The organism is Microbacterium elymi, assembly GCF_021582895.2.
Taxonomy (GTDB): Bacteria; Actinomycetota; Actinomycetes; order Actinomycetales; family Microbacteriaceae; genus Microbacterium; species Microbacterium humicola.
In genome coordinates, this window is the sequence record NZ_CP091139.2 from 2,096,632 (window position 1) to 2,117,617 (window position 20,986).

Here is a 20,986-nt window from a genome sequence, read left to right on the forward strand (position 1 = left end):
TCCCTGTCAGGAATCGGGCTGTGCGGACACTTCTCTGATGAAGGCATCTCTGAGATGACCTCGCAGTCGGGCGAATGCGGGGCGCGTGTCTTCGCGGGGACCGCGATCGGGATCGCGGTCCCCGCCTTCGCGTCGGGCACAGTGATCCGGCGACGGCGTGCGGGTGCAGCATCCCGTGGCACCGCGCGGTTCGGTCGACGGGATGTGCGGTGTGCGTGGGCCGGGAGCAAGCCGTTTGCGTCGACCGAAGGGTGGGTGCTGCGGGTGGCGCGGTTCGGTCGACGCGATGTGCGGTGTGCGTGGGCCGGGAGCAGCGATTTGCGTCGACTGAACGGGGGATGCTGTGGGGTGGTCTGGTTCGGTCGTCACGAACTGTGACGTCGTGCGTGTGCGGACCGCAGTTTGTGACGACTGAACGGGGGATGCTGTGGGGTGGCGGGTTCGGTCGTCAGGAACTGTGGCGTCGGGGGCCGCCGGTAGTCTGACCGGGTGGATCCGGGTGCTGATGTCGTGGTGGGTGAGGACGGGCGTGCCCGGTGCCGGTGGTCGGTTCAGGATCCCGAATACCGGCGCTACCACGACGAGGAATGGGGCACGCCGCTGCACGGCGACGTCGCGCTGTTCGAGAAGCTGTCGCTGGAGGGATTCCAGGCCGGGCTGAGCTGGATCACGATCCTGCGCAAGCGGCCGCGCTTCCGCGAGGTGTTCGCCGGGTTCGACCCGGCGACCGTGGCCGCGTTCGGCGAGGACGACGTGGAGCGGCTGATGTCGGATCCGGGGATCATCCGCAACCGCGCGAAGATCCGCGCGGCCATCGGCAACGCGGGCATCGTCGCCGGAATGCCGGCCGGTGAACTCGACGCGCTGATGTGGTCGTTCGCCCCCACGGCGGCCCGCCCCCGCCCGGTCGGCTTCGCCGAGGTGCCCGCCGTCACCGCCGAGTCGACCGCGATGAGCATCGAGCTCGGCGCCGCGGCTTCCGCTTCGTGGGTCCGACCACGCTGTACGCGCTGATGCAGTCGGCCGGCATGGTCGACGACCATGTGCAAGGGTGCTGGCGGGGACGTTAGCCTGGGCGGACGCACCCAACGGAGGACCTGCATGCTGTTCGCTGTCCGTCGAGCGCTGCGGCATGGCGGACAACTCCTCGCGATCATCTCGGTCGCGGTGGTCGTCGGGGGCGCCCTGGCCGCCGCCTCGGCCCTGACCGATCGGATCATCGACACCGGTGTCGATCGGACCGTGGCATCCGCCGACCCGGCCGACCAGGGCGTCGTCATCGACGGACCGCTCGGCGCCACCGACGAGTCCGCCGTGACCGCCGCGATCGACGAGGCCTTCCGCGGTGCGCCGATCGACGTCGCCCGGACGCTGTGGGGAACGGCGTCGTCGACGGCCGTCTCCGACCCCGTGCTCCTGGTGGCCGACGCCGACATCGCCGCCCACGCGGCCCTGGTCGACGGGGCGTGGCCGACGGCACCGGACCAGATCGCGGTCGCCGCGCCGGCGGTCGAGTCCACCGGCCTGCGGCTGGGCGACGACCTCGAACTCGGCGATCGGACCGTGCACGTGGTCGGCGTCTGGGCCGGGGCATCCGATGACCCGACGTGGGGCGGGCAGCCGGCCGTGTTCTCCGGCCGGACCGAGGATGCCGCAGGCCCGGTCCTGGTCGAGGCGACGCGGTTCCCGGATGCCGCGGACTCGGGCCGGGTGCACTGGACGGTGTCGGCGCGGCATCCGGTCGCCGACGCCGAACTCCCGGCGTACCGCGCCGGCCTCGGCCGGCTGAACGCCGCGCTGGACGACCTCAACCGCGATGGGGCAGGGCTGCGGGCCGTGGGCGGATGGGATGCCACGCTGGCGCGCGCCGCCGACGCCGGGAACGTCGCGCGCGGCATCGTCGTCGTGCCGGTCGTGCTGCTGGTGGTCGGGGCACTGGTGATCGGGCTGCTCGCCCGCGCCGCCGGGCGCCGGGCCGGTCCGGACGTGCACCTGCTGCGGGCCCGGGGCGCCGCCGCGGCGGCCGTGATCGCCGAATCGGCCGGGATCGCCGCGCTGCCCGCGATCGGCGCGCTGGCCGCGGCATCCATCGTCGGCATCGCCCTCGGGGTCGCGCCCTCTGCGATCGCGGCGCTCGCCGCAGGGTGCGGCCTGGCCGTGCTCGCGCTCGTGACCGTCGCGCACGCCGGCGGCGCGCTCGCCCCGCCGACCGGCCGCGACGACATCGCCCGCGGCGGCGTCGTGGGCCTGGCCGGGCTCGCGCTGGTCATCGCGGTGCTGACCGGCCTCGCGGCCGCGCGCTGCCTGACCACGGGGCTGGCGCCCGGCGGGCGGGCGGATGTCGCCGCCGCCGCATCCCCCGCCGCGGCGCTGGTCACCGTGGCGCTGATCGCCGCGCTGGTGGCCGCGCCGCTGGCCGCCGGTGCCGCGCAGCTGGCCCGTCGCGGGCGGGGGCTGACCGTGGTGCTGGCGCTGCGGCGCGTCGAGCGGCAGTCGCGGGTGCTGATCGCCGGGATCGTGAGCCTGTCGCTGGCCGCGGCGGCCATCGCGTTCGCGGCGGTCGCCGTGGCGTCCGCCAACACCGCGATCCACGCCGAGCTGGGCGAGCGGATCGGCGCGGACGTCCGCGCGGTGTATGACATCTCGCCGACCGTGGATGTCGCACATCCGGCGGTGTCGGCGAGCGATGTCTCGGCGCCCGGCGAGGTGTTCGCCGCCCTGGGGACCAGCGTCACCGCCGGGCAGACGACGACGTCGCTGGTCGCCGTGCCGCCCGGCGAACTGGCCGCGGCGACCGACGTGGACGCCGCACGGCTGGCGACGGGCACGCCGCGACCGCTGGACGGCGACCTGGAGGCACGTGTCACCGCCGCGACGGCGGGAACGGTGCCGGGCGCGGCTCCGGGAACGCGGCTGACGGTGACGGCGTGGCTGACCGATGTCGACGGGGCCGCGCGCGCGATCGCGCTCGGCAGCGTCCCGGTGGACACGCACGTGCATGCGCTGCGCGTCCACGGCATCGCCGCCGGCCTGTCGCTGGCGGCGATCGACGTGCAAGCGGCGCCCGGAGGCATCGACCTCAGCGTCCGCGTCGAGCTGCGCAGTGCCGATAAGCGCAGTGCCGGAAGAAGCGGCGGCGCCCCGCTGTCGATCGCGGTCGGGGCCGACGCGCAGCGCGGCCGAGCCCTGACGGTGGACGACATGCCGGATGCCGTGCCCGCCGTGGTCACCAGGGCGTTCGCCGATCGGCTCGCGCTGCACCCCGGCGAGGCGGTCTCGCTCCGGCTCGGGACCCTCGCCCAGCCGATCCCGGTCGAGGTCGCCGCGATCCGCGACCAGGTGCCCGGCATCGGCGCCGCATCCGGCGTGTCCGTCCCGCTTTCCGCACTCGTGGCGCAGTCGCTGGAGTTCGGCGGATCGGTGCCGGCGGCGGATCAGCTCTGGGCGCACACGGCCGACGTGGATGCCACGGCCGCCGCGCTGCGGGCGGTCGCCGAGCGCCCGGTGCACATCATCACCGCCGCCTCGGCGGGGACGGCGGCCGTGATCGACCCGATCCTCGCGCTGTTCGCCGCCGGCATCGCGCTGGTGGCGGCCCTCGCCGCGGCGGGTGCCGTGGTGACCGGCGCGGGGGCGGTGCAGGCGCGCCGCGCCGACGCGGTGCCGCTGCGGGCGTTCGGCTTCGGCCCCGGCCGGCAGGCCCGGGCGACCGCGCTCGAGCTGGCGGCGACCGCGCTGTTCGCGGTGGTCGCCGGCGGGGCGGCGGGCGTGCTCATCGCGCTGTGGCTCGGGCCCGCGCTGCTCGGCGCCCTCAGCGGGGAGGAGTGCTGTGACCGCGCGTCGCATCGGCGGGTTCCGGATCGCGGTGCGGGCGGCGACCACCGCGCCGTTCGCCTCGCTGCTGGTGGTCGTGGTGGTGGCGCTGGTCGCCCTGGCCGGCTCGATCGCGCCGGCGCTGCTGGAGCGGACCGGCACCGAGACCGTTCGGGCCGCGCTCGGGCACGCCCCGGCCGAGACCCTCGATCCCACCGCGACCGCGCGGGGCACCGCCGTTCCCGGGCCGGGATCGGGGCAGTTCGGACTGGATCCGGCACTCGCCGACGTGTGGGGCGGCCCCCTCACCGCCGCGCAAGCGGATCCAGACATCCCTCCCCCGCCGCTGCGCACGGTCGTGGGCGACGCGCAGGTGTTCGTCGCGACCGACCCCGCCGTCACGCTGCCGGTTGACGGGCCGGCCGTGCCGAGCAACAGCGTGCAAGCTCGCACTCGACCCGGGACTCGCCGCGCGGGTGCGGATCGTCGAGGGCACCCTGCCGACGGTGGGGACGGATGCCGCGGACGACGACGCGGAACAGGCCACGCCGGTCGCGCTGTCGCGCGAGGCGGCGCAGACCCTGGACTGGGCGGTGGGCGCGCAGCGCCGGATCGGCGGGCCCGACGGACGGCTCCTCACGCTGACCGGCACGTTCGAGGCGCGGGATCCGGACGACCCGGCCTGGCGGCACGAGCCCACCGGTCTGACGCCGGGCATCGCGCAGAGTCAGATGGGCGACATCATCCACCTGGCGATGGCGTATGCGCCGGCCGAGCTGCTGACCGGGATGGCGGCGGAGGCCGACGGCGCGTCGACGACCGTCTGGTTCCCGCTGCTGGTGGACCGGATCACCGGCGAGAACGCCGCGACCGTGGCCGCGCAGCTGCGGGGACTGGCGGGGGAGAACCAGTCGTTCGCAGTGAACGCCGGCAACCAGTTCTACACCGGACTGGTGATGCGCAGCGCCGCGCCGGACCTCCTCGACGACGGCGCCGCACGGGTACGGGCGCTGAACGCGGTGGTGCTGCTGGTGGCGATCGCACCGCTCGGGGTCGCCGTGGTGGTGGTGGGGATGACCGGGACGATGCTGGCGGCCCGGCGCGCAGCATCCGTCCGGCTCGCGCGCGCCCGCGGAGCCTCGACGGCCCGGCTGGCGGCGCTCCTGGGCGTCGAGGGCCTGATCCTCGGGGTGGTCGGCGCCGCGGTCGGCGCGGGCGTCTCGAGGACGTGGTCGCCGGCCGCGATGGCCGTGTGCGTGCTCGTCGCGCTCACCCCTGCGGTGGTGCTCGCGATCGAGGCGCCGGCCGCGGCATCCCGCACCGCCCGCGCCGACCTGGGCGCCGCCGACCGTCCGCACCGCCGGCGGCGGCTGCTGGTCGAGGCGGCGGTCGTCCTGCCGGCCCTCGCGGTGCTGGTCCTGGCCGCGACCCGGATCGGCACCCCCGGCATCGATCCGGTGCTGGTCGCCGCGCCGCTGGCGCTGGTCGCGCTGGCCAGCGTCCTCGCGCTGCGCCTCGTGCCCCCGCTGGTCGGGCTGCTCGAGGCGGCGCTGGCCCGCGGCCGCGGACTGATGGCGCTTGCTCGGCCCGGCGCAGGCCCGGCGCGGGGCGACCGTGCGGGTCGCCCCGGTGCTGGCCGCCGTGGTGTGCGTGGCGATCGCGCTGTTCGCGGCGGTGTTCACCGCGACCGTGGCCGCCGGGGTGACCGCGACCGCCCGCGGCCGGGTCGGCGCCGACGTGAACCTGACGGCCACGGGCATCGATGCCGCCGCGCAGGATCGGCTGCGGGCGCTGGACGGGGTGGACGCGATCGCCCCGGTGTACGCCGACCCGCGGGTGGTGGCGAGCCTGCCCGGGCATTGGGTCTCGGTCACGGTGTACGCCATCGACCCGGCCGAGCTGGCTCGGGTGCAGCAGGGGTGCCGGGCGCGCTGCCGCTGCCGGCGGCACTGAGTGAGCCGAGCGGCAGCGCGGGCGGCGACGCCGTTCCCGCCGTGTTCTCGGACGTGCTCGCGGGCGAGGTCGGCGATGCGACCCTGACCATCCAGGACATCCCGATCGACCGGGTGGCCACGACCTCCACCGTCCCGTTCGGCGCGGACGCGCGCTGGATCGCCGTGGACCGCGACCGCGCGGCTCCGCTGATCGGACCGGACCACACCACCCACACCGTGCGCTGCGGCTGGATGCCGACGCCGACACGGCGGCGGTGGCCGGTGCGGCGCGGCAGATCGCCGGGGCCGGGGCGGCCACGGTGACCCCGGCGCAGGTCGAGCAGGGGCTGGAGGCCGATCCCGCGCTGCAGGCCATGCGCACCGCGCTGGTGGCGGCGCTGGCGGCGGCCGCGATCCTGCTGGTGTGCGCGATCGCGATGACGCTGCTGCGCACCGCGGGCGTGCGCGGACGGATGCTGGGGCTGCTCGCCGCCGTCGGGTACCCCCGCCGGCGGGCGCTGCCGCTGGTCGTGTGGGAACTCGCACCGCCGCTGCTGGTCGCCCTCGTGGTCGGCCTGGCCGCCGGGTTCGCGCTGCCCGCTGCTGATCCCGGCTGTGGATCTCACGCCGTTCGTCGGCGGCAGCATCCAGCCGGCGCCGGTGGTGCAGGGATGGATGCCGGGCGCCGTGGCGCTCGGATTCGTGCTGGTCGGCGCCCTGGCGGTGCTGATCGCGGCCGCGATCGCCGCGCGGGCGACGGCGTCGGCGACGCTGCGACGGGTCGACGAGGAGGTCGGAACGTGAAGAATGTGGACAAGGAGGCGGAGATGACGGTGAGCAAGCCGGACATCCTCTGCGAAGGCGTGGTGCGCATCTTCACCGCGCAGGGGGTGGAGGTCCAGGCGCTGCAGGGGCTCGAGCTGATCGTGCAGCCCGGCGAGCTGGTGGCCCTGGTGGGCGCCTCGGGGTCGGGCAAGTCGACGCTCCTCGGCATCCTCGCCGGGCTGGACGCGCCCAGCGCCGGCCGGGTGCGGGTGGCCGGGCACGAGGTGGGCGCGATGCGCGCCCGGGAACGGGTGCACTACCGCCGGCGCACGGTCGGGTTCGTCTGGCAGCAGTCCGGACGCAACCTGCTGCCGTACCTGTCCGCACGCGAGAACATCGCGATGGTGCACGCGGTGGCCGGGGTGGTGGAGCGGGGCCGCCGGGATGCGCTGGCCGACGAGCTGCTCGACCAGCTGGGCGTCGCGCACGTCGCCGACCACCGCCCTGCGGAGCTGTCGGGCGGACAGCAGCAGCGGGTGGCGATCGCGGTCGCGCTGGCCAACGAGCCGCGGGTGCTGCTGGCCGACGAGCCGACCGGCGAGCTCGACGAGGCGACCAGCGCCGAGGTGCTCGCGGCGATGGAGTCGGTGAACCGCGACCGGAGCGTGACGACCCTGATCGTGACGCACGATGCGGCCGTGGCCGAGCACGTCGACCGGACCGTCCGCATCCGCGACGGACGCACCGCGACCGAGACGCTGCGCACCACGCACACCGACGATCAGGGCCGCAGCGTGCGCACGGCGGCCGAGTACGCGGTGCTGGACCGCGCCGGGCGGATGCAGTTGCCCGCCGAGTACGTGTCGGCGCTGCAGCTGCGCGAGCGGGTGCGCCTCTCGCTCGAACCCGATCGGATCGAGGTGCGCCCGTCGTCCGTGCCGCCGGCGGAGCTCCGCCGGCGGGCGAGAGCACGCACGAGAGCACGGAGGAGACGTCATGAGCGCGCTGCACGCCGCCGGCCTGGTCCGCGTGTACCGGACCGCGGCCGGCGAGATCCCGGCCGTGCGGGGCGTCGACCTCACCGTCGACGCCGGCGAGCTGGTGGCCATCCGCGGGCGGTCCGGGGCGGGCAAGACGACGCTGCTGACCATGCTGGGCGGACTCGAGCGGCCCGAGGAGGGCAGCGTCCACATCGAAGGACGCGACCTGTTCGAAGCCTCCGGGCACGCGCTTGCGCGGCGATCGGGTCGCCTCGGTGTTCCAGGCCTTCGGGCTGATCCCGATCCTGTCGGCCGCCGAGAACGTCGAGGTGCCGCTGCGCATCCGCCGGATCCCGGTCGCAGAGCGCACCCGGCGGGTCGCGGCGATGCTGGATGCCGTCGGCCTGGCCGAGCACGCGGCGCAGCGCCCCGCGGAGCTGTCCGGCGGGCAAGCGAGCGGGTGGGCATCGCCCGCGCGCTGGTCACCGAGCCGGCCGTGCTGCTGGCCGACGAGCCCACCGGCCAGCTCGACTCGGAGACCGGCGCCCAGATCATGGAGCTGATCGCCCGGCTCGCGCACGAGCGCGGCACGGCCGCGGTCGTGGCCACGCACGATGCGGCCCTGCTGGCCCGCGCCGACCGCGTGCTCGAGCTGCACGACGGACGACTCAAGCCCGCGGCATCCGTCCCCGCGGCCGGATGATGGGAGGATCTGGCTTGTGACCATCGACAGCGACGACGGGCTGTCCACGCATCGCATGCGCGAGGCGGCGGCGAAGGATGCCGCGATGCAGCCGATCGACTGGAGCGTTCTGCCGGCGGGCGCTCAGCGCGACGTCGTGACGGCGCCGTCGGGCTGCTCGCTCGCGTCTCGATGGGCCCGCTCGACGGCCCGCGCGTGGTCCTGATGCCGGGGATGACCGGCTCGAAGGAGGACTTCGTCCGCGTGATGCCGCTGCTGGCGGCATCCGGTCATCGGGTCGAGGCGTTCGACATGGCCGGCCAGTACGAATCGTGGGCGGCGGGACCGGCGAACCTCATCCCGCCCGGTGCGCACTACACGATGGCGCTGTTCGAGGCCGACCTCCGCGCAGTGCTCCAGGCCGGCGCCACCCCCGCACACGTGCTCGGCTACTCGTTCGCGGGCACGGTCGCCGCGGCGGTGGCCGGCACCCATCCCGAGCTCGTGCGCAGCCTCACCCTGCTGTCCACGACGCCCCGGTCGGGGCAGGCGCTGCGTGCGTTCAAGGTGCTCGGACCGTTCAGCGGGATGCTGTCGGCCGCCGCACTCGGGCGCCTGTTCGTCTGGGTGCTCCGCCACAACGTGCACGGGGCGCCGCGGGACCGCGCCGTCTTCGTCACCGCGCGATTCGACCAGACCAGCATCGCCAGCGTCATCGACATCTTCGGGCTGATGAAGCAGACGCCGGATGTCGCGTCCGCGGTGAGCGCCCACGGCATCCCGACCCTGGTCGTCGTGGGAGCGCACGACGTGTGGCCGCTGGCCGCGCACCGCGCCTTCGCCGCGCAGCTGGGCGGCCGGCTGGTCGTGCTGGACGCCGGGCACAGCCCGTGCGAGACCGCGCCGCACCAGCTCGCCGAGGCGATGTCCGCGTTCTTCGCCGGGCGGTGACTACGCGGGGTCGGACGCTGCGGCCCGGCCCGCGAGCTCGGCCTGCCGCGCTCGGCGCCGGCGGCGCCCGCGGGCGCCCTCCGCCCGGCGGCGCAGCACCCCGACCTCGCGCAGGTTCAGCGCGATGTCGTGGAACGCCCACGAGGCCCGCCGCTGGAACCCGGCCACGTTCGCGAACGGCCGCGCCGAGACCTGCACCAGCAGCGCCCGGTCGTAGTCGACGCCCATGTCCGGGTCGAGGATGAAGCTGATGTCCAGGTCGTCGTGAACGTGCGGGTCGTCCACGTGTGCGCGCTCGCGCACGGCGCGCCAGGCTGTGCGGCGGATCGCGAAGTTCGATCCGAACAGCGGCCGATGCCCCATCAGCATCCCCATCGACCAGAAGTAGCCGCCCAGGTACAGGTAGCGGCCGACGAACCGCCAGAACCGGCCGCAGCCGTAGAACGAGCCGGTGCCGGTGAGGGCGTGCAGCGTCGCATCGGCCTCGAAGGCGGCCGCGACCCGCGCGGTCCAGTCCGGCGCCGGGCGCGAGTCGGCATCGAGGCGTCCGATCACCTCGCACCCGGCGGCGTCGAACCCGGCCGCGGTGGCCCGCAGCACCCCGCGTCGCGGCTCGGTCACCACGCGCGCCCCGGCGGCACGCGCGATTGCGGCCGTCGCATCGGTCGACCCGTTGTCCACCACGATCAGCTCGTCCGGCGGCCGCGTCTGCACCGCGAGCGCGGCGAGGCACCCGCGCAGCATCTCGGCGTCGTTGTACGAGGGGATGACGATACTGACCGTGCTCATCGTCGGTCAGCCTACGGCCTCGCCCGGCTCGGCCCCCGCCCGGCGCACCCGCCGCGCCCTCCCGCCCCGCCCTCCCCGCCCTCCCGCCCCGCCCTCCCCGCCCTCGCCGAGACCGGGGATCTGCCGTCAACCCGGGGACGTCCGCCTCGGTCTCGCCGCGATTCCCCGGTCTCGGCACACGGCTCGGCACCCGGCCGACCCGCGCCGCACCGGAATAGCACCGGGCCGAGGAAGGTTGGCCTGGGCGGAGGAACCACGTGGACTACGGACATACGCTGCGATTCGGCGTCTTCATCACCCCTGCCAATGCCGAGCCGCAGGCGCCGGTCGCGCTCTCCCGGGCGGCCGAGGCATCGGGTCTGGATCTGGTCAGCTTCCAGGACCACCCCTATCAGCCGGCGTTCCTGGACACGTGGACGCTCATGTCGTACGTCGCGGCGCAGACCCAGAGCATCCGGATCGCGCCGAACGTGCTGAACCTGCCGCTGCGCCCGCCGCTGGTGGTGGCGCGGTCGGCGGCCAGCCTCGACCTGCTCTCCGGCGGCCGGTTCGATCTGGGCCTGGGGTCGGGGGCCTTCTGGGACGCCATCGAGGCGATGGGCGGGCGCCGGCTCACCCCCGGTCAGGCGGTCTCGGCGCTGGAAGAGGCGATCGGGCTGATCCGAGCGGCGTGGGATGCCGGGGCTCGAGGCGGCATCACCAGCGACGGCCGGTTCTACCAGGCGCACGGCGCCAAGCGCGGGCCGCGGCCCGCGCACGACATCCCGATCTGGCTCGGCGCGTACAAGCCGCGGATGCTGGCTCTCACCGGCCGGAAGGCCGACGGCTGGCTGCCGTCGCACGGGTACATGAAACCGGGCGACCTCGCCGCCGGCAACGCGCGGATCGACGAGGCGGCGGCATCCGTCGACCGCGACCCGCGCGAGATCCGGCGCCTGCTGAACATCGGCGGGCCGCAGGGCGAGCTGAACGGGTGGATCGAGCAGCTCGCGCAAGCTGACCCTCGAGGACGGGATCAGCACGTTCATCCTCGCGGCCGACGACGCGCGCCTGATGCAGGTGTTCGGCGAGGATGTCGCCCCCGCCGTGCGCGAACTGGTCGAGCGCGAGCGGGGCGAGCGCGGCACATCCGCCGTCCCGGTGCGCTCGACGGCGGCGCTGGCCGCCCGGCGGCCCGGCATCGACTACGACGACCTGCCCGCCGGCGTGCACGCGATCGAGCCGGGCGACTTCGACTACCCCGACCTGAAGTCCACCTACCTGCGGGGCGGTGCGCCCGGGATCATCCTGCAGCCCGACTCGCCGGCCCAGGTGGCCGCCGCCGTCGGGTTCGCCGCCCGCCACCGCGGCGTGCCGCTGTCGGTGCGCAGCGGCGGTCACGGCGTCTCGGGCCGATCCACGAACGACGGCGGGATCGTCATCGACCTGCGTCGCCTGGACGCGGTCGAGGTCATCGACCCGGAACGACGCCTCGTGCGCATCGGTCCGGGGGCGCGGTGGACGTCGGTGGCCTCCGCCCTCGGCGAGCACGGCTGGGCGCTCAGCTCGGGCGACTACGGCGCGGTCGGGGTCGGAGGCCTGGCCACCGCCGGCGGCATCGGCTGGCTCGCCCGCGAGCACGGCCTGACCATCGACCACGTGCGCGCGGTCGAGATGGTGCTGGCCGACGGCACCGTCACGCGGGTGGACGCGGCATCCGACCCCGAGCTGTTCTGGGCGATGCGCGGAGCGGGAGCCAACATGGGCATCGTCACGTCGTTCGAGTTCGAAGTCGACGAGGTCGGCCCGCTCGGGTTCGCCCGGCTGGCGTTCGACGCGTCCGAGACCGCGCAGTTCCTCGTCGACTGGGGCCGGATCGTGCAGGCCTCCCCGCGCGAGGTCACCAGCTTCCTCATCCTCGGCGCCGCCCGGGCCGGCCGGCCCGCGGTCGCGAACGTGATGGTCGCCGTCGACCGCGGCGACCCGGACGAGATCATCGAACTGCTGCAAGCCCTTCGCGCAGCTCGGCCCGCTGCTGGACCAGCAGGTGCAAGCTCACCTCGTATGCGCAGATCATGGCGAACGCCGACATCGGGCCGCAAGCGCGGGGCGGGCGAGCCGCTGGCCCGGTCCGCCCAGCTCGACGAGATCACGCCGGAGTTCGCCGCGGCGGCGGTCGGGATGCTGGAGGCCGGGGGGTCCTACTTCTTCCAGATCCGCTCGGTCGGCGGGGCCGTGGCCGACGTGCCGGAGGACGCCACCGCCTACGCCCACCGCGCCGCGAACTTCTCCGTCGTGGGATTCGGTGCGCATCCGCGCCGATTCGCCGAGGCATGGAGCGTGCTCGCCGCGCATTCGCGCGGGGTCTACCTGAGCTTCGACAGCTCCCTGCGCCCGGAGCGCATCGCCGAGGCGTTCCCGCCCGCGACCCTGGATCGGCTTGCAGAACATCAAGCGCCGCGTCGACCCGGACGGGCTGTTCGCGGACAACTTCGCGATCCCGCTGCCGGAGGCCGTCGCCGGCTGACGGGCCGGCCGATGGGGATTAGTCCCCATCGAATTTTCAAGGAACCTCGCATAGTCTGCTGAAGTCGGCCCGTCGGCCGACACCAGTTGAACGATGTCCGTGTGCGCCCGCGCGGGCCGGGAAGCTCCGTTCCCGGGCCGGTGCGGACGCTCCGCGGCAGGATGTCGGTGTGCCCACCGGGCGGCCCCTGCGCGGAATCCCCGGAGGAGCCGATACCGCATGAGGATCTCTGCGTGGCTGCGCGCGCGCCCGCGAACCCTCGCCGCCGGAGCGATCGTGACCGCCGGCGCGGTCGCGATCACCACCCTCGCGTTCGTGTATCAGGGCAACCCCACCGCCGAGCTCGACCTCAACGACGGCAGCGTGTGGGTCACCAAGCAGTCCAGCCTCATGGTCGGCCACTTCAACCACGAGTCCGCCGTGCTCGACGGGGGACTGCGCACCGCGAGCGATCACTACGACATCCTCCAATCCCCCCAGGCCGTGCTCATGCACGACGAGGCGGGCAACGCCGTCTCGACGGTCGACCCGGCCACGGTCGCCCTCACCGGCTCGACGAACGTGCCCAGCGGGGCGCAGGTGCTCCTCGGCGCGAAGACCGTCGCGATCCTGGACGCGACCAAGGGTTCGCTGTGGGTCCTGCCGGCGGCCGCGATCGGCGGGTTCAAGGCGGCCAGCGTGAAGCCGACGGCCCGGCTCGGCGCCGGGGCGGCGGCCACGGTCGCCGTCGACGGCACGGTCTATGCGGTCTCGCCCACCAAGAAGACCCTGACGACCGTCCGGGTCGACGCCCAGGGTGCGCCCGTCGAGCCGGAGAGCCGGCAGCTGGACGGCCTGGGCAGGAACGCCCAGGTCTCGATCACCGCGGTCGGGCAGACGCCGGTCGTGCTCGACGCCGCCACCGGCACCGTGATCGACGGGTCCGGACTGGATGAGAAGCTCCCCGATGCGGCCGGAGCGGTGCTGCAGCAGGCCTCGCCGGCCGACGACGCGGTCACGGTCGCGACCGCCGGCGCACTGCTGCGGGTGCCGCTGGACGGGTCGAAGCCGACGGTGCGGGATGCCGGGGGCACGGGCACTCCCGCAGCCCCGGTCTGGCTGAACGGCTGCGCCTACGGCGCCTGGGCCGGCTCGGCGCGCTTCCTCCGCGACTGCATCGGCGACGCCGACGATCTGACCACCCAGATCCCCGGAATCGCCAAGACGGCGCAAGCTGACGTTCCGGCAGAACCGCGACATCGTGGTGCTCAACGACATCATCGGCGGCAGCGCCTGGATGGCCAGCGACAGCCTGCAGCAGGTGGACAACTGGGACGACCTCACCCCGCCGAAGGGCGAGACCGAGGACAACGAGGAGAAGGTCACCGAAGACACCATCCAGTCCACCCTCCCCAAGCGCACGGCGAAGAACACCCCGCCGATCGCGAACCCGGACAGCTACGGCGTGCGCCCCGGCCGGACCACGATCCTGCCCGTGCTGGAGAACGACACGGATGCCGACGGCGACGTGCTCACGGTGAGCGTGCCCAAGGGCGATCCGTCGCTGGGCACGCTGCAGAGCATCAACAACGGCTCGGGCCTGCAGATCGCCGTCCCGGACGACGCCACCGGCACCGGCACGTTCACGTATCAGGTCGACGACGGGCGCGGCGGCAAGGCCGATGCCACCGTGACGCTGAAGGTGCATCCGTGGGACGACCCGGACCAGGCGCCCAAGCAGACCCGGGTGACCTCGCTCACGGTCGAGGCCGGCGGGGTGCTCACCTACAACGTGCTGCCCGACTGGCGTGATCCCGACGGCGACGACGTCTACCTCAGCGGCGCCGAGCCGGCGCCCGGCGACGAGGTGGAGACCACCAACGACGGCCAGATCACGTATCGATCGGTGTCCGGCACCCTCGGCCGCAAGGACGTGAAGATCTACGTCTCGGACGGCACGAAGACCACCGAGGGCACGGTCCGGCTGGACGTGCGCCCGCGCGGTGCGACCGAGCCGGTCGCCACGGCCGACCACGTCGTGACCCACGTCGACCAGACGGTGACGGTGTCGCCGCTGAGCAACGACTACAGCGCGAGCCGGCAGGAGCTGCGCCTGACCCGCGTCGACAAGGTGTCCGGCGCCACCGTGACCCCGTCCTTCGCCGACCGCACGTTCACCTTCCGGTCGCCGACGGCCGGCACCTACTACGTTCCCTACCTGATCGCCACCGGCACGGCCACCGCCGAGGGCGTGGTCCGGGTGGACGTGAAGGAGCCCGAGGACGAGAACCTCCCGCCGGTCGCGGTGCGCGACGTCGCGCTGCTGCCCACCGGCGGCGACACGCTGGTCAACGTGCTCGCGAACGACTCCGATCCGGCCGGCGGCATCCTCGTGGTCCAGTCGGTCTCGGTGCCGCAGGATGCCGGCATCTCGGTCGCCGTCCTGAACCACGAGACGCTGCGGGTGGGCGATCAGGGCTCGCTCGCCCAGCAGGTGGTCATCGACTACACCGTCTCCAACGGCACACAGAGCGCGAACGGCCAGGTCGTGGTGATCCCGGTGGCCGCGGCATCCACCATCCGTCCCCCGGTCGCCGACGACGACCAGGCGGTCGTGCGCGCCGGCGACGTCGTGACGATCCCGGTGCTGGACAACGACTCGGACCCGAACGGCGGCACGCTGCACGTCGCCCCCGACCTGGTGCCGCCGCTGGTGGACCCGAAGGACGGCGAGGCGTTCGTCTCGCAGGACACCGTCCGGTTCCGCGCCGGCGGCAAGGCCGGCACCGCCTACGTGACGTACGAGGCCGTGAACGACAGCGGGCAGAAGGATGCCGGCTACGTCACGATCCAGATCCTGCCGGTGGACGCCAAATCGAACCAGGCTCCGCGGCCGAAGGATGTCACGGCCCGCGTGCTCAGCGGGTCGCAGGTGCGCATCCAGATCCCGTTGGACGGCATCGACCCGGACGGCGACTCGGTGCAAGCTGGTGGGAATCGCCTCGGCGCCCGGCAAGGGCCGGATCGACGACGTCGGTGCCGACTACATCGACTATCAGGCGATCGGCGACGGCGGCGTCGACTCGTTCACCTACCGGGTGCGCGACCGGCTCGGCAAGGAGGGTCTGGCGACGATCCGGGTGGGCATCGCCCCGGCCGCGGCCGAGAACCAGCCCCCGTACGCCATCAAGGACACCGTCGTGATGCGGCCCGGCCGTTCGGTCGCCGTCCCCGTGCTGACCAACGACTCCGACCCCGAGGGCGACCGGGTGGGGCTGGTCGCCGACGGACTGATCCTGCCCGACGTGCCGGGCCTGTCGGCCGAGGTGCTCGGCGACCGGGTCGTGGTCACGGCCCCGGACGAGCCGGTCGAGACCAGCCTGCAGTACACGATCCAGGACACGAACGGCGCGACCGCGGTGGGCGTGCTGCAGATCTCGGTGCGCACGGACGTCCCGCTGCGCCCGGTCGCCCGCGACGACCGCGTGCAAGCCCGAGGACATCAAGGACGGTTCGGTCACGCTCAACGTCCTCGACAACGACGAGGACCCCGACGGCACGATCGAGGCGCTGGACGTGTCGGTGGCGGGTGAGACCGCGCAGGTGCTCTCCGGCGGCAGGGTGAAGATCGCCGTCGGCGACGATGACCAGCTGCTCACGTACACCGTCACCGACCAGGACGGGCTGACGGCATCCGCCTTCATCCACGTGCCGTCGCTGACCTCGCTGCCGCCGTCGCTGATGGCCGCCGAGGGCATCACCGTCAAGAGCGGCGAGACGGTCGAGCTGCCGCTGAACGAGTACGTGCGGGTCTCGCGCGGTGGGGGCGCGGTGATCACCGAGGCCGAGAAGGTCACCGCGATCCACGGTGACGGCGCCGACCTCGTGAAGGATCAGCACACGCTGGTGTACACGTCCGCCAGCCGGTACGCCGGACCGGACGCGCTCACGTTCGAGGTCACCGACGGCACCGGGCCGGACGATGTGAACGGGCACAAGGCCACCCTCGTGCTGCCGATCACGGTGACCCCTCCGGACAACGTGCAAGCCGACGTTCACCAACGGCCAGATGAAGGTCGCGCCCGGCGAGGATGCGGTCGGCCTGAACCTGCGGGCGCTGACGAAGGATCTGGATGCCGGCGACCTCACGGGCATGAGCTACCGCATCACCGGGGGCGCCGCGGGCGGGCTGACGGCCACGATCGACGGGCAGACGCTGAAGGTGGCGGCGGATGCCTCCACCCCGAAGGGCACGCGGGCGCGCATCGGCCTGGAGATCTCGGACGGCCACACCAAGCCGGTCGCCGGATCCGTCGCGGTCGAGGTGACGGCATCCACCCGTCCGCTGCCCACGGCCAACGACGACGTGATCGATGAGGCCGACCAGGGCAAGACGATCCGCGTCGACGTGCTCGACAACGACTTCAACCCGTTCCCGGACAAGCCGCTGAAGATCACGACCGCGGTCACCGAGGCCGGCTCCGGCGGCGTCGAGGTCGCCGGTGACCACCTGCAGATCACCCCGAGCGCCGACTTCGTGGGCCGGATGACGGTGCGCTACCGCATCCAGGACGCCACCGGCGACCCCGACCGCGAGGTCGAGGGGCACGTCATCGTCACGGTCCAGGGTGTGCCCGCGGCCCCCGGCAAGCCCACCGTGTCGAGCGTGCAGGACCGCACCGTGGTGCTGTCCTGGGCGCCGCCCGTCGACAACGGCGCGCCCATCACCGGGTACACCGTGACCGCCGTCGGCGGCGGGTACAGCAAGGCGTGCCAGGCCACCACCTGCACGTTGAACGGGCTGACGAACAACGTCGAGTACAACTTCACCGTCGTCGCCACCAACCGGGTCGGCCCGTCGCCGGCCTCGCCCGCGTCCGAGACGGCACGTCCGGATGCCCGCCCCGACACGCCCCAGGCGCCCAAGCTCGTCTTCGGCGACAGCAGCCTGAAGGTCTCGTGGGTCACACCGCCCACGCCGGGTTCGCCGGTCGAGTCGTTCAACCTGGAGATCTCGCCGGCCCCGCCGTCGGGCATCGCCCAGAAGACCAAGGTCAGCGGCAACTCGATGACGTGGGACGGGCTGGAGAACGGCGTCGCCTACCAGGTGCGCGTGCAGGCGGTGAACCGTGCGCCCGAGCCGTCGAGCTGGAGCTCCTGGTCGGCGACCGAGATCCCGGCGAAGGCGCCGAACGCGCCCAGCAAGCCGACCACGTCGATGATGTCGCCGGTGGGATCGCAGGCGCAGATGAAGGTGTCGTGGAACGCGCCCAACGACAACGGCGACGCGGTGTCCAGCTACCAGCTCGCGGTCATGCGCGGGTCCTCCACGCTGCGCACCGTCACCGTCGGCGGCGGCACGACATCGCAGGCGGTCACCGTCGACACCTCGACGACCGACTACGTGTACAAGGTGCGCGCCGAGAACAAGGCCGGCTGGGGCGCGTGGAGCCCGGTGTCGGATGCCAGGCGCGGTGTCGTCGCGCCGGGCGCGCCGGGCACGCCGACGGCCACCGCCGGCGACCAGAAGATCACGGTCAGCTACGCCGCCGCCGAGGGCAACGGCGCGACCAGCAGCGAGATCCGATACCAGTACAGCCTCAACGGCGGTGCCTGGGCCGGCAGCTGGACGGGCACGAAGAACACCGTCACGGGCCTCAGCAACGGCACGACGTACAAGGTGCGCGTGCGGGCGGTCTCCACCGTCGACGGCGCGAGCTACACGGGTGCGGCCTCCGGCTCCTCCACCGGCGCCAAGCCCTACGGCGTGCCCGGCACGCCCGGGGCCAGTGCATCGGCGAACGGACAGAAGATCACCTACAGCTGGTCGCCGGGATCGGCCAACGGCGACGCCGTCGACCAGACCCGCATTCGCATCGACGGCGGCGGCTGGCAGACGAAGTCATCGAGCGGATCGACGTCCGACACGTACGGCTACTCCCAGACGCACAAGATCGAGGTGCAGGCGCACAACTCGGCCGGCTGGGGATCGATCGGATCGGCCAGCGCGAGGACGGCGGATCCGCCGAATCCGACCGCCGTCGTCTCGCGCGGCACTCCCCACAAGGTGTCCGGCATGTGCACGACGTCGACGTGCTCCTTCTTCAAGGTGACGGTGTCGCACTTCGACGCCGGCAGTCACACGGTGTACTGCAACGCCACCGGCCCGAACGGCGGCACCCCGTTCACGGGAGGCTCCCGCTACGACTTCCCGGCGAACGGCTCGATCGAGCTGGGCTGCTACTTCGGCGACCCGGGCTCGCAGGTCTGGGTGACCATCGACGGCAAGGACTATCAGAGATCCACGTGGTAGCGCGGGTCGCAGAAGGACGGATATCGAGATGACAATGACACCGGAACAGGCCGCCTGGTTCCAGGGCACCTTCGCCCGCCTGGTCGACAACGTCGACCAGGCGCTGATGGGCAAGCGCGAGGTGGTCGCGCTCGTGCTGTCGGCGATGCTCGCCGAAGGCCACGTGCTGCTGGAGGACGCGCCCGGAACCGGCAAGACGAGCCTGGCCAAGGCGCTGGCCGCCACCGTCCAGGGCACGTCCAGTCGCATCCAGTTCACGCCCGACCTGCTGCCGTCGGATGTGACCGGGGTCACCATCTACGACCAGAACACCCGCACCTTCGAGTTCCACCGGGGACCGGTGTTCGCCTCCATCGTGCTGGCCGACGAGATCAACCGCGCCTCGCCGAAGACGCAGTCCGCGCTGCTGGAGGTGATGGAGGAGTCGCGGGTCACCGTCGACGGCCAGCCGCACGAGGTGGGTCGGCCGTTCCTGGTCATCGCCACCCAGAACCCGATCGAGCAGGCCGGCACGTACAAGCTGCCGAAGCGCAGCTGGACCGCTTCCTGATCAAGACCTCGATCGGCTACCCCGACCTGGCCGTGGCCGAGCGCATCCTCGCCGGATCCGCCGACCGCAACCCGTCGGCGCACCTGCAGGCGATCATCACCACCGGTGCCGTGGCCGACATGGCGGACCTCGCCGCCACCGTGCACGTCGAGACCGCGGTGCTGCGCTACGCCGCACAGCTGTCCGAGGCGACCCGGAACGACGAGTCGACCCGGGTGGGCGTCTCGGTGCGCGGGTCGCTGTCGATGGTGCGGATGGCCAAGGTGTGGGCGGCCGGCCAGGGCCGGCACTACGTCATCCCCGAGGACATCAAGACGCTCGCCGGAGCGGTGTGGACGCACCGGCTCGTGCTCGACCCCGAGGCCGAGTTCTCCGGCGTGACCGCCGACACCGTCATCGCCCGCGTCCTGGACGGCGTCGCCGCACCGCAGGCGAGGTCCGTGGCCTGATGACCTCGTCGACGATCAGCGCACCGGCGACCGATGAGCGGTCGCCGTGGCAGGATGCCGCGGCCCGCGCCGGCACCGCGATGCTCCGCGGTGCGCGGGCAGCGGCCCGCGTCATCCGCCCCATCACCTGGGTGCTGATCGCCGTCACCGTCGCGCTGTGGATCGGCGGCGAGACGATGGGCTGGTCCGAGATGGTCGTGGCCGCTGTCGTGCTCACGGTCATCCTCGCACTGTGCGCACTGCTGCTCATCGGCCGCACCGCCTACGACGTCGACCTCGATCTGACGCGGACCCGCGTGGTCGTCGGCGAGCGCGCCGTCGGCGCACTGACCCTTTCGAACCCGTCCGGTCGCGCCATCCTGCCGTCCCGCGTGGTGCTGCCGGTCGGCGCGGGCCGCGGGGTGTTCGCCGTGCAGCGGCTCGCCCCGGGCCAGTCGGTCGAGGAGCTGTTCGCCATCCCCACCCGCCGGCGCGGGGTGCTCCCGATCGGCCCGGTCAGCGTCGTGCGCGGCGACCCGATCGGGCTGTTCGAGCGCGTGCACCGCAAGGACGAGCCGGTCGATCTCTATGTGCACCCGAAGACGATCGCGTTCGACGGGCAGACGCTCGGGTTCATGCGCGACCTGGAGGGGCTGCCGGCCTCCGATCTGTCGCCCGACGACGTGTCGTTCCACGCGCTGCGCGAGTACCAGGCCGGGGACGATCTGCGGCACGTGCACTGGCGCTCCACGGCGCGCACCGGCGACCTCATGGTCCGCCAGTACGAAGAGACCCGCCGGTCGCACTTCGTCATCGCGCTGTCCACGGTGCCGGGCGACTTCCGCACACCGCAGGAGTTCGAGCTGGCGATCTCGGTGGCGGGCTCGCTCGGCCTGCGCGCGCTGCGCGACTCGCGCCGGGTGGATGTGCACGTGCCGGGGCGCACGCTGCCGGCCTCCAGCGGCAAGCGGTTCCTCGATTCCCTGGCCGCGCTCGAGCAATCCCGCACCAGGCACGGGCGGATCGAGGACCTCGCCGGCGCGGTCGCGGCCGCCGTCCCGCTCGCGTCGATCGTCGTGCTGGTGTGCGGATCGACGGTGGATGCCTGCGCGCCTGCGGCTCGCCTGCTCACGACTGCCGTACGGCGCCCGGGTGCTGGCCATCCGCGCCGAAGCCGGCGTGGCGCCCACGATGCGGCGGATCGGCGAGGCGTCGGTGGTGACGGTGGGCGCACTGGACGAGCTTGCCCCTGGCCCTGCGGAAGGTGCTGTCGTGACGGTCTCGCTGCCGACCCGG

Annotated in this window: 9 protein-coding genes and 8 pseudogenes; 16 read left to right on the plus strand and 1 reads right to left on the minus strand. The window is 73.4% G+C overall.

Going from position 1 to position 20,986, the window contains the following annotated elements; all coding sequences use genetic code 11:
* The first annotated feature begins 510 nt into the window (after window positions 1-510).
* The 8 genes and pseudogenes from L2X98_RS11410 (at window position 511) to L2X98_RS11445 (ending at window position 9,125) form a co-directional block, all read left to right on the plus strand.
* Window positions 511-1,070, plus strand: a pseudogene (locus L2X98_RS11410) (DNA-3-methyladenine glycosylase I).
* Between the two features lie 31 nt (window positions 1,071-1,101).
* Entirely contained in the window at window positions 1,102-4,227 is a 3,126-nt protein-coding gene (locus L2X98_RS11415) for a hypothetical protein (protein ID WP_259610985.1), read from the plus strand.
* Window positions 4,228-4,289: 62 nt separating this feature from the next.
* Window positions 4,290-6,071, plus strand: a complete 1,782-nt coding sequence (locus tag L2X98_RS11420) for a hypothetical protein (RefSeq protein ID WP_259610986.1) — start codon at window positions 4,290-4,292, stop codon at window positions 6,069-6,071.
* A 503-nt stretch (window positions 6,072-6,574) separates the two neighbouring features.
* Window positions 6,575-7,096, plus strand: a pseudogene (locus L2X98_RS22300) (ABC transporter ATP-binding protein); the annotation flags it as partial.
* A gap of 412 nt (window positions 7,097-7,508) precedes the next feature.
* Window positions 7,509-7,688 (plus strand): annotated as a pseudogene (locus tag L2X98_RS11430) (ATP-binding cassette domain-containing protein); the annotation flags it as partial.
* A gap of 264 nt (window positions 7,689-7,952) precedes the next feature.
* On the plus strand, window positions 7,953-8,195 hold the full coding sequence (locus L2X98_RS11435) for a P-loop NTPase family protein (protein ID WP_259613412.1): 243 nt from the start codon (window positions 7,953-7,955) through the stop codon (window positions 8,193-8,195).
* Between the two features lie 16 nt (window positions 8,196-8,211).
* Window positions 8,212-8,400, plus strand: a complete 189-nt coding sequence (locus L2X98_RS11440; RefSeq protein WP_259610987.1) for a hypothetical protein — start codon at window positions 8,212-8,214, stop codon at window positions 8,398-8,400.
* Window positions 8,367-9,125: an alpha/beta fold hydrolase gene (locus L2X98_RS11445; RefSeq protein ID WP_259610988.1), complete on the plus strand. Its 759-nt coding sequence runs from the start codon at window positions 8,367-8,369 to the stop codon at window positions 9,123-9,125. Before L2X98_RS11440 ends, L2X98_RS11445 begins: the two co-directional genes overlap by 34 nt.
* On the opposite strand, the gene L2X98_RS11450 is transcribed toward L2X98_RS11445, so the two are convergent.
* Window positions 9,126-9,914 carry a glycosyltransferase family A protein gene (locus tag L2X98_RS11450; protein WP_259610989.1) on the minus strand — a complete coding sequence of 263 codons (789 nt, stop codon included), beginning with the start codon at window positions 9,912-9,914 and terminating at the stop codon, window positions 9,126-9,128. It abuts the gene before it with no gap.
* Between the two features lie 257 nt (window positions 9,915-10,171).
* Here L2X98_RS11450 and L2X98_RS21025 point away from each other — a divergent pair.
* The 8 genes and pseudogenes from L2X98_RS21025 to L2X98_RS11485 form a co-directional block, all read left to right on the plus strand.
* Window positions 10,172-10,795, plus strand: a pseudogene (locus tag L2X98_RS21025) (LLM class flavin-dependent oxidoreductase); the annotation flags it as partial.
* A gap of 172 nt (window positions 10,796-10,967) precedes the next feature.
* On the plus strand, window positions 10,968-12,482 hold the full coding sequence (locus L2X98_RS21030) for an FAD-binding oxidoreductase (protein WP_354002753.1): 1,515 nt from the start codon (window positions 10,968-10,970) through the stop codon (window positions 12,480-12,482).
* Between the two features lie 1,214 nt (window positions 12,483-13,696).
* Window positions 13,697-15,190: pseudogene (locus L2X98_RS11460) on the plus strand (Ig-like domain-containing protein); the annotation flags it as partial.
* A 412-nt stretch (window positions 15,191-15,602) separates the two neighbouring features.
* A complete protein-coding gene (locus L2X98_RS22305; protein WP_435526277.1) occupies window positions 15,603-15,992 on the plus strand; it encodes an Ig-like domain-containing protein in 390 nt (129 codons plus the stop codon).
* Window positions 15,961-16,047, plus strand: a pseudogene (locus L2X98_RS22310) (hypothetical protein); the annotation flags it as partial. The gene L2X98_RS22305 and the pseudogene L2X98_RS22310, both read left to right, overlap by 32 nt.
* Before the next feature lie 505 nt (window positions 16,048-16,552).
* A complete protein-coding gene (locus L2X98_RS11475; RefSeq protein ID WP_435526191.1) occupies window positions 16,553-18,712 on the plus strand; it encodes a fibronectin type III domain-containing protein in 2,160 nt (719 codons plus the stop codon).
* Between the two features lie 28 nt (window positions 18,713-18,740).
* Window positions 18,741-19,711: pseudogene (locus L2X98_RS11480) on the plus strand (AAA family ATPase).
* A gap of 614 nt (window positions 19,712-20,325) precedes the next feature.
* Window positions 20,326-20,622, plus strand: a pseudogene (locus tag L2X98_RS11485) (DUF58 domain-containing protein); the annotation flags it as partial.
* Window positions 20,623-20,986 lie beyond the last annotated feature (364 nt).

Bases quoted from the DNA above. Each gene is read 5' to 3' on its own strand.
- L2X98_RS11415 (WP_259610985.1), top strand. From the start codon at position 1,102: ATGCTGTTCGCTGTCCGTCGAGCGCTGCGGCATGGCGGACAACTCCTC.
- L2X98_RS11445 (WP_259610988.1), top strand. From the start codon at position 8,367: ATGGGCCCGCTCGACGGCCCGCGCGTGGTCCTGATGCCGGGGATGACC.
- L2X98_RS11450 (WP_259610989.1), bottom strand. From the start codon at position 9,914: ATGAGCACGGTCAGTATCGTCATCCCCTCGTACAACGACGCCGAGATG.
- L2X98_RS21030 (WP_354002753.1), top strand. From the start codon at position 10,968: ATGCAGGTGTTCGGCGAGGATGTCGCCCCCGCCGTGCGCGAACTGGTC.
- L2X98_RS22305 (WP_435526277.1), top strand. From the start codon at position 15,603: ATGCGGCCCGGCCGTTCGGTCGCCGTCCCCGTGCTGACCAACGACTCC.
- L2X98_RS11475 (WP_435526191.1), top strand. From the start codon at position 16,553: ATGAGCTACCGCATCACCGGGGGCGCCGCGGGCGGGCTGACGGCCACG.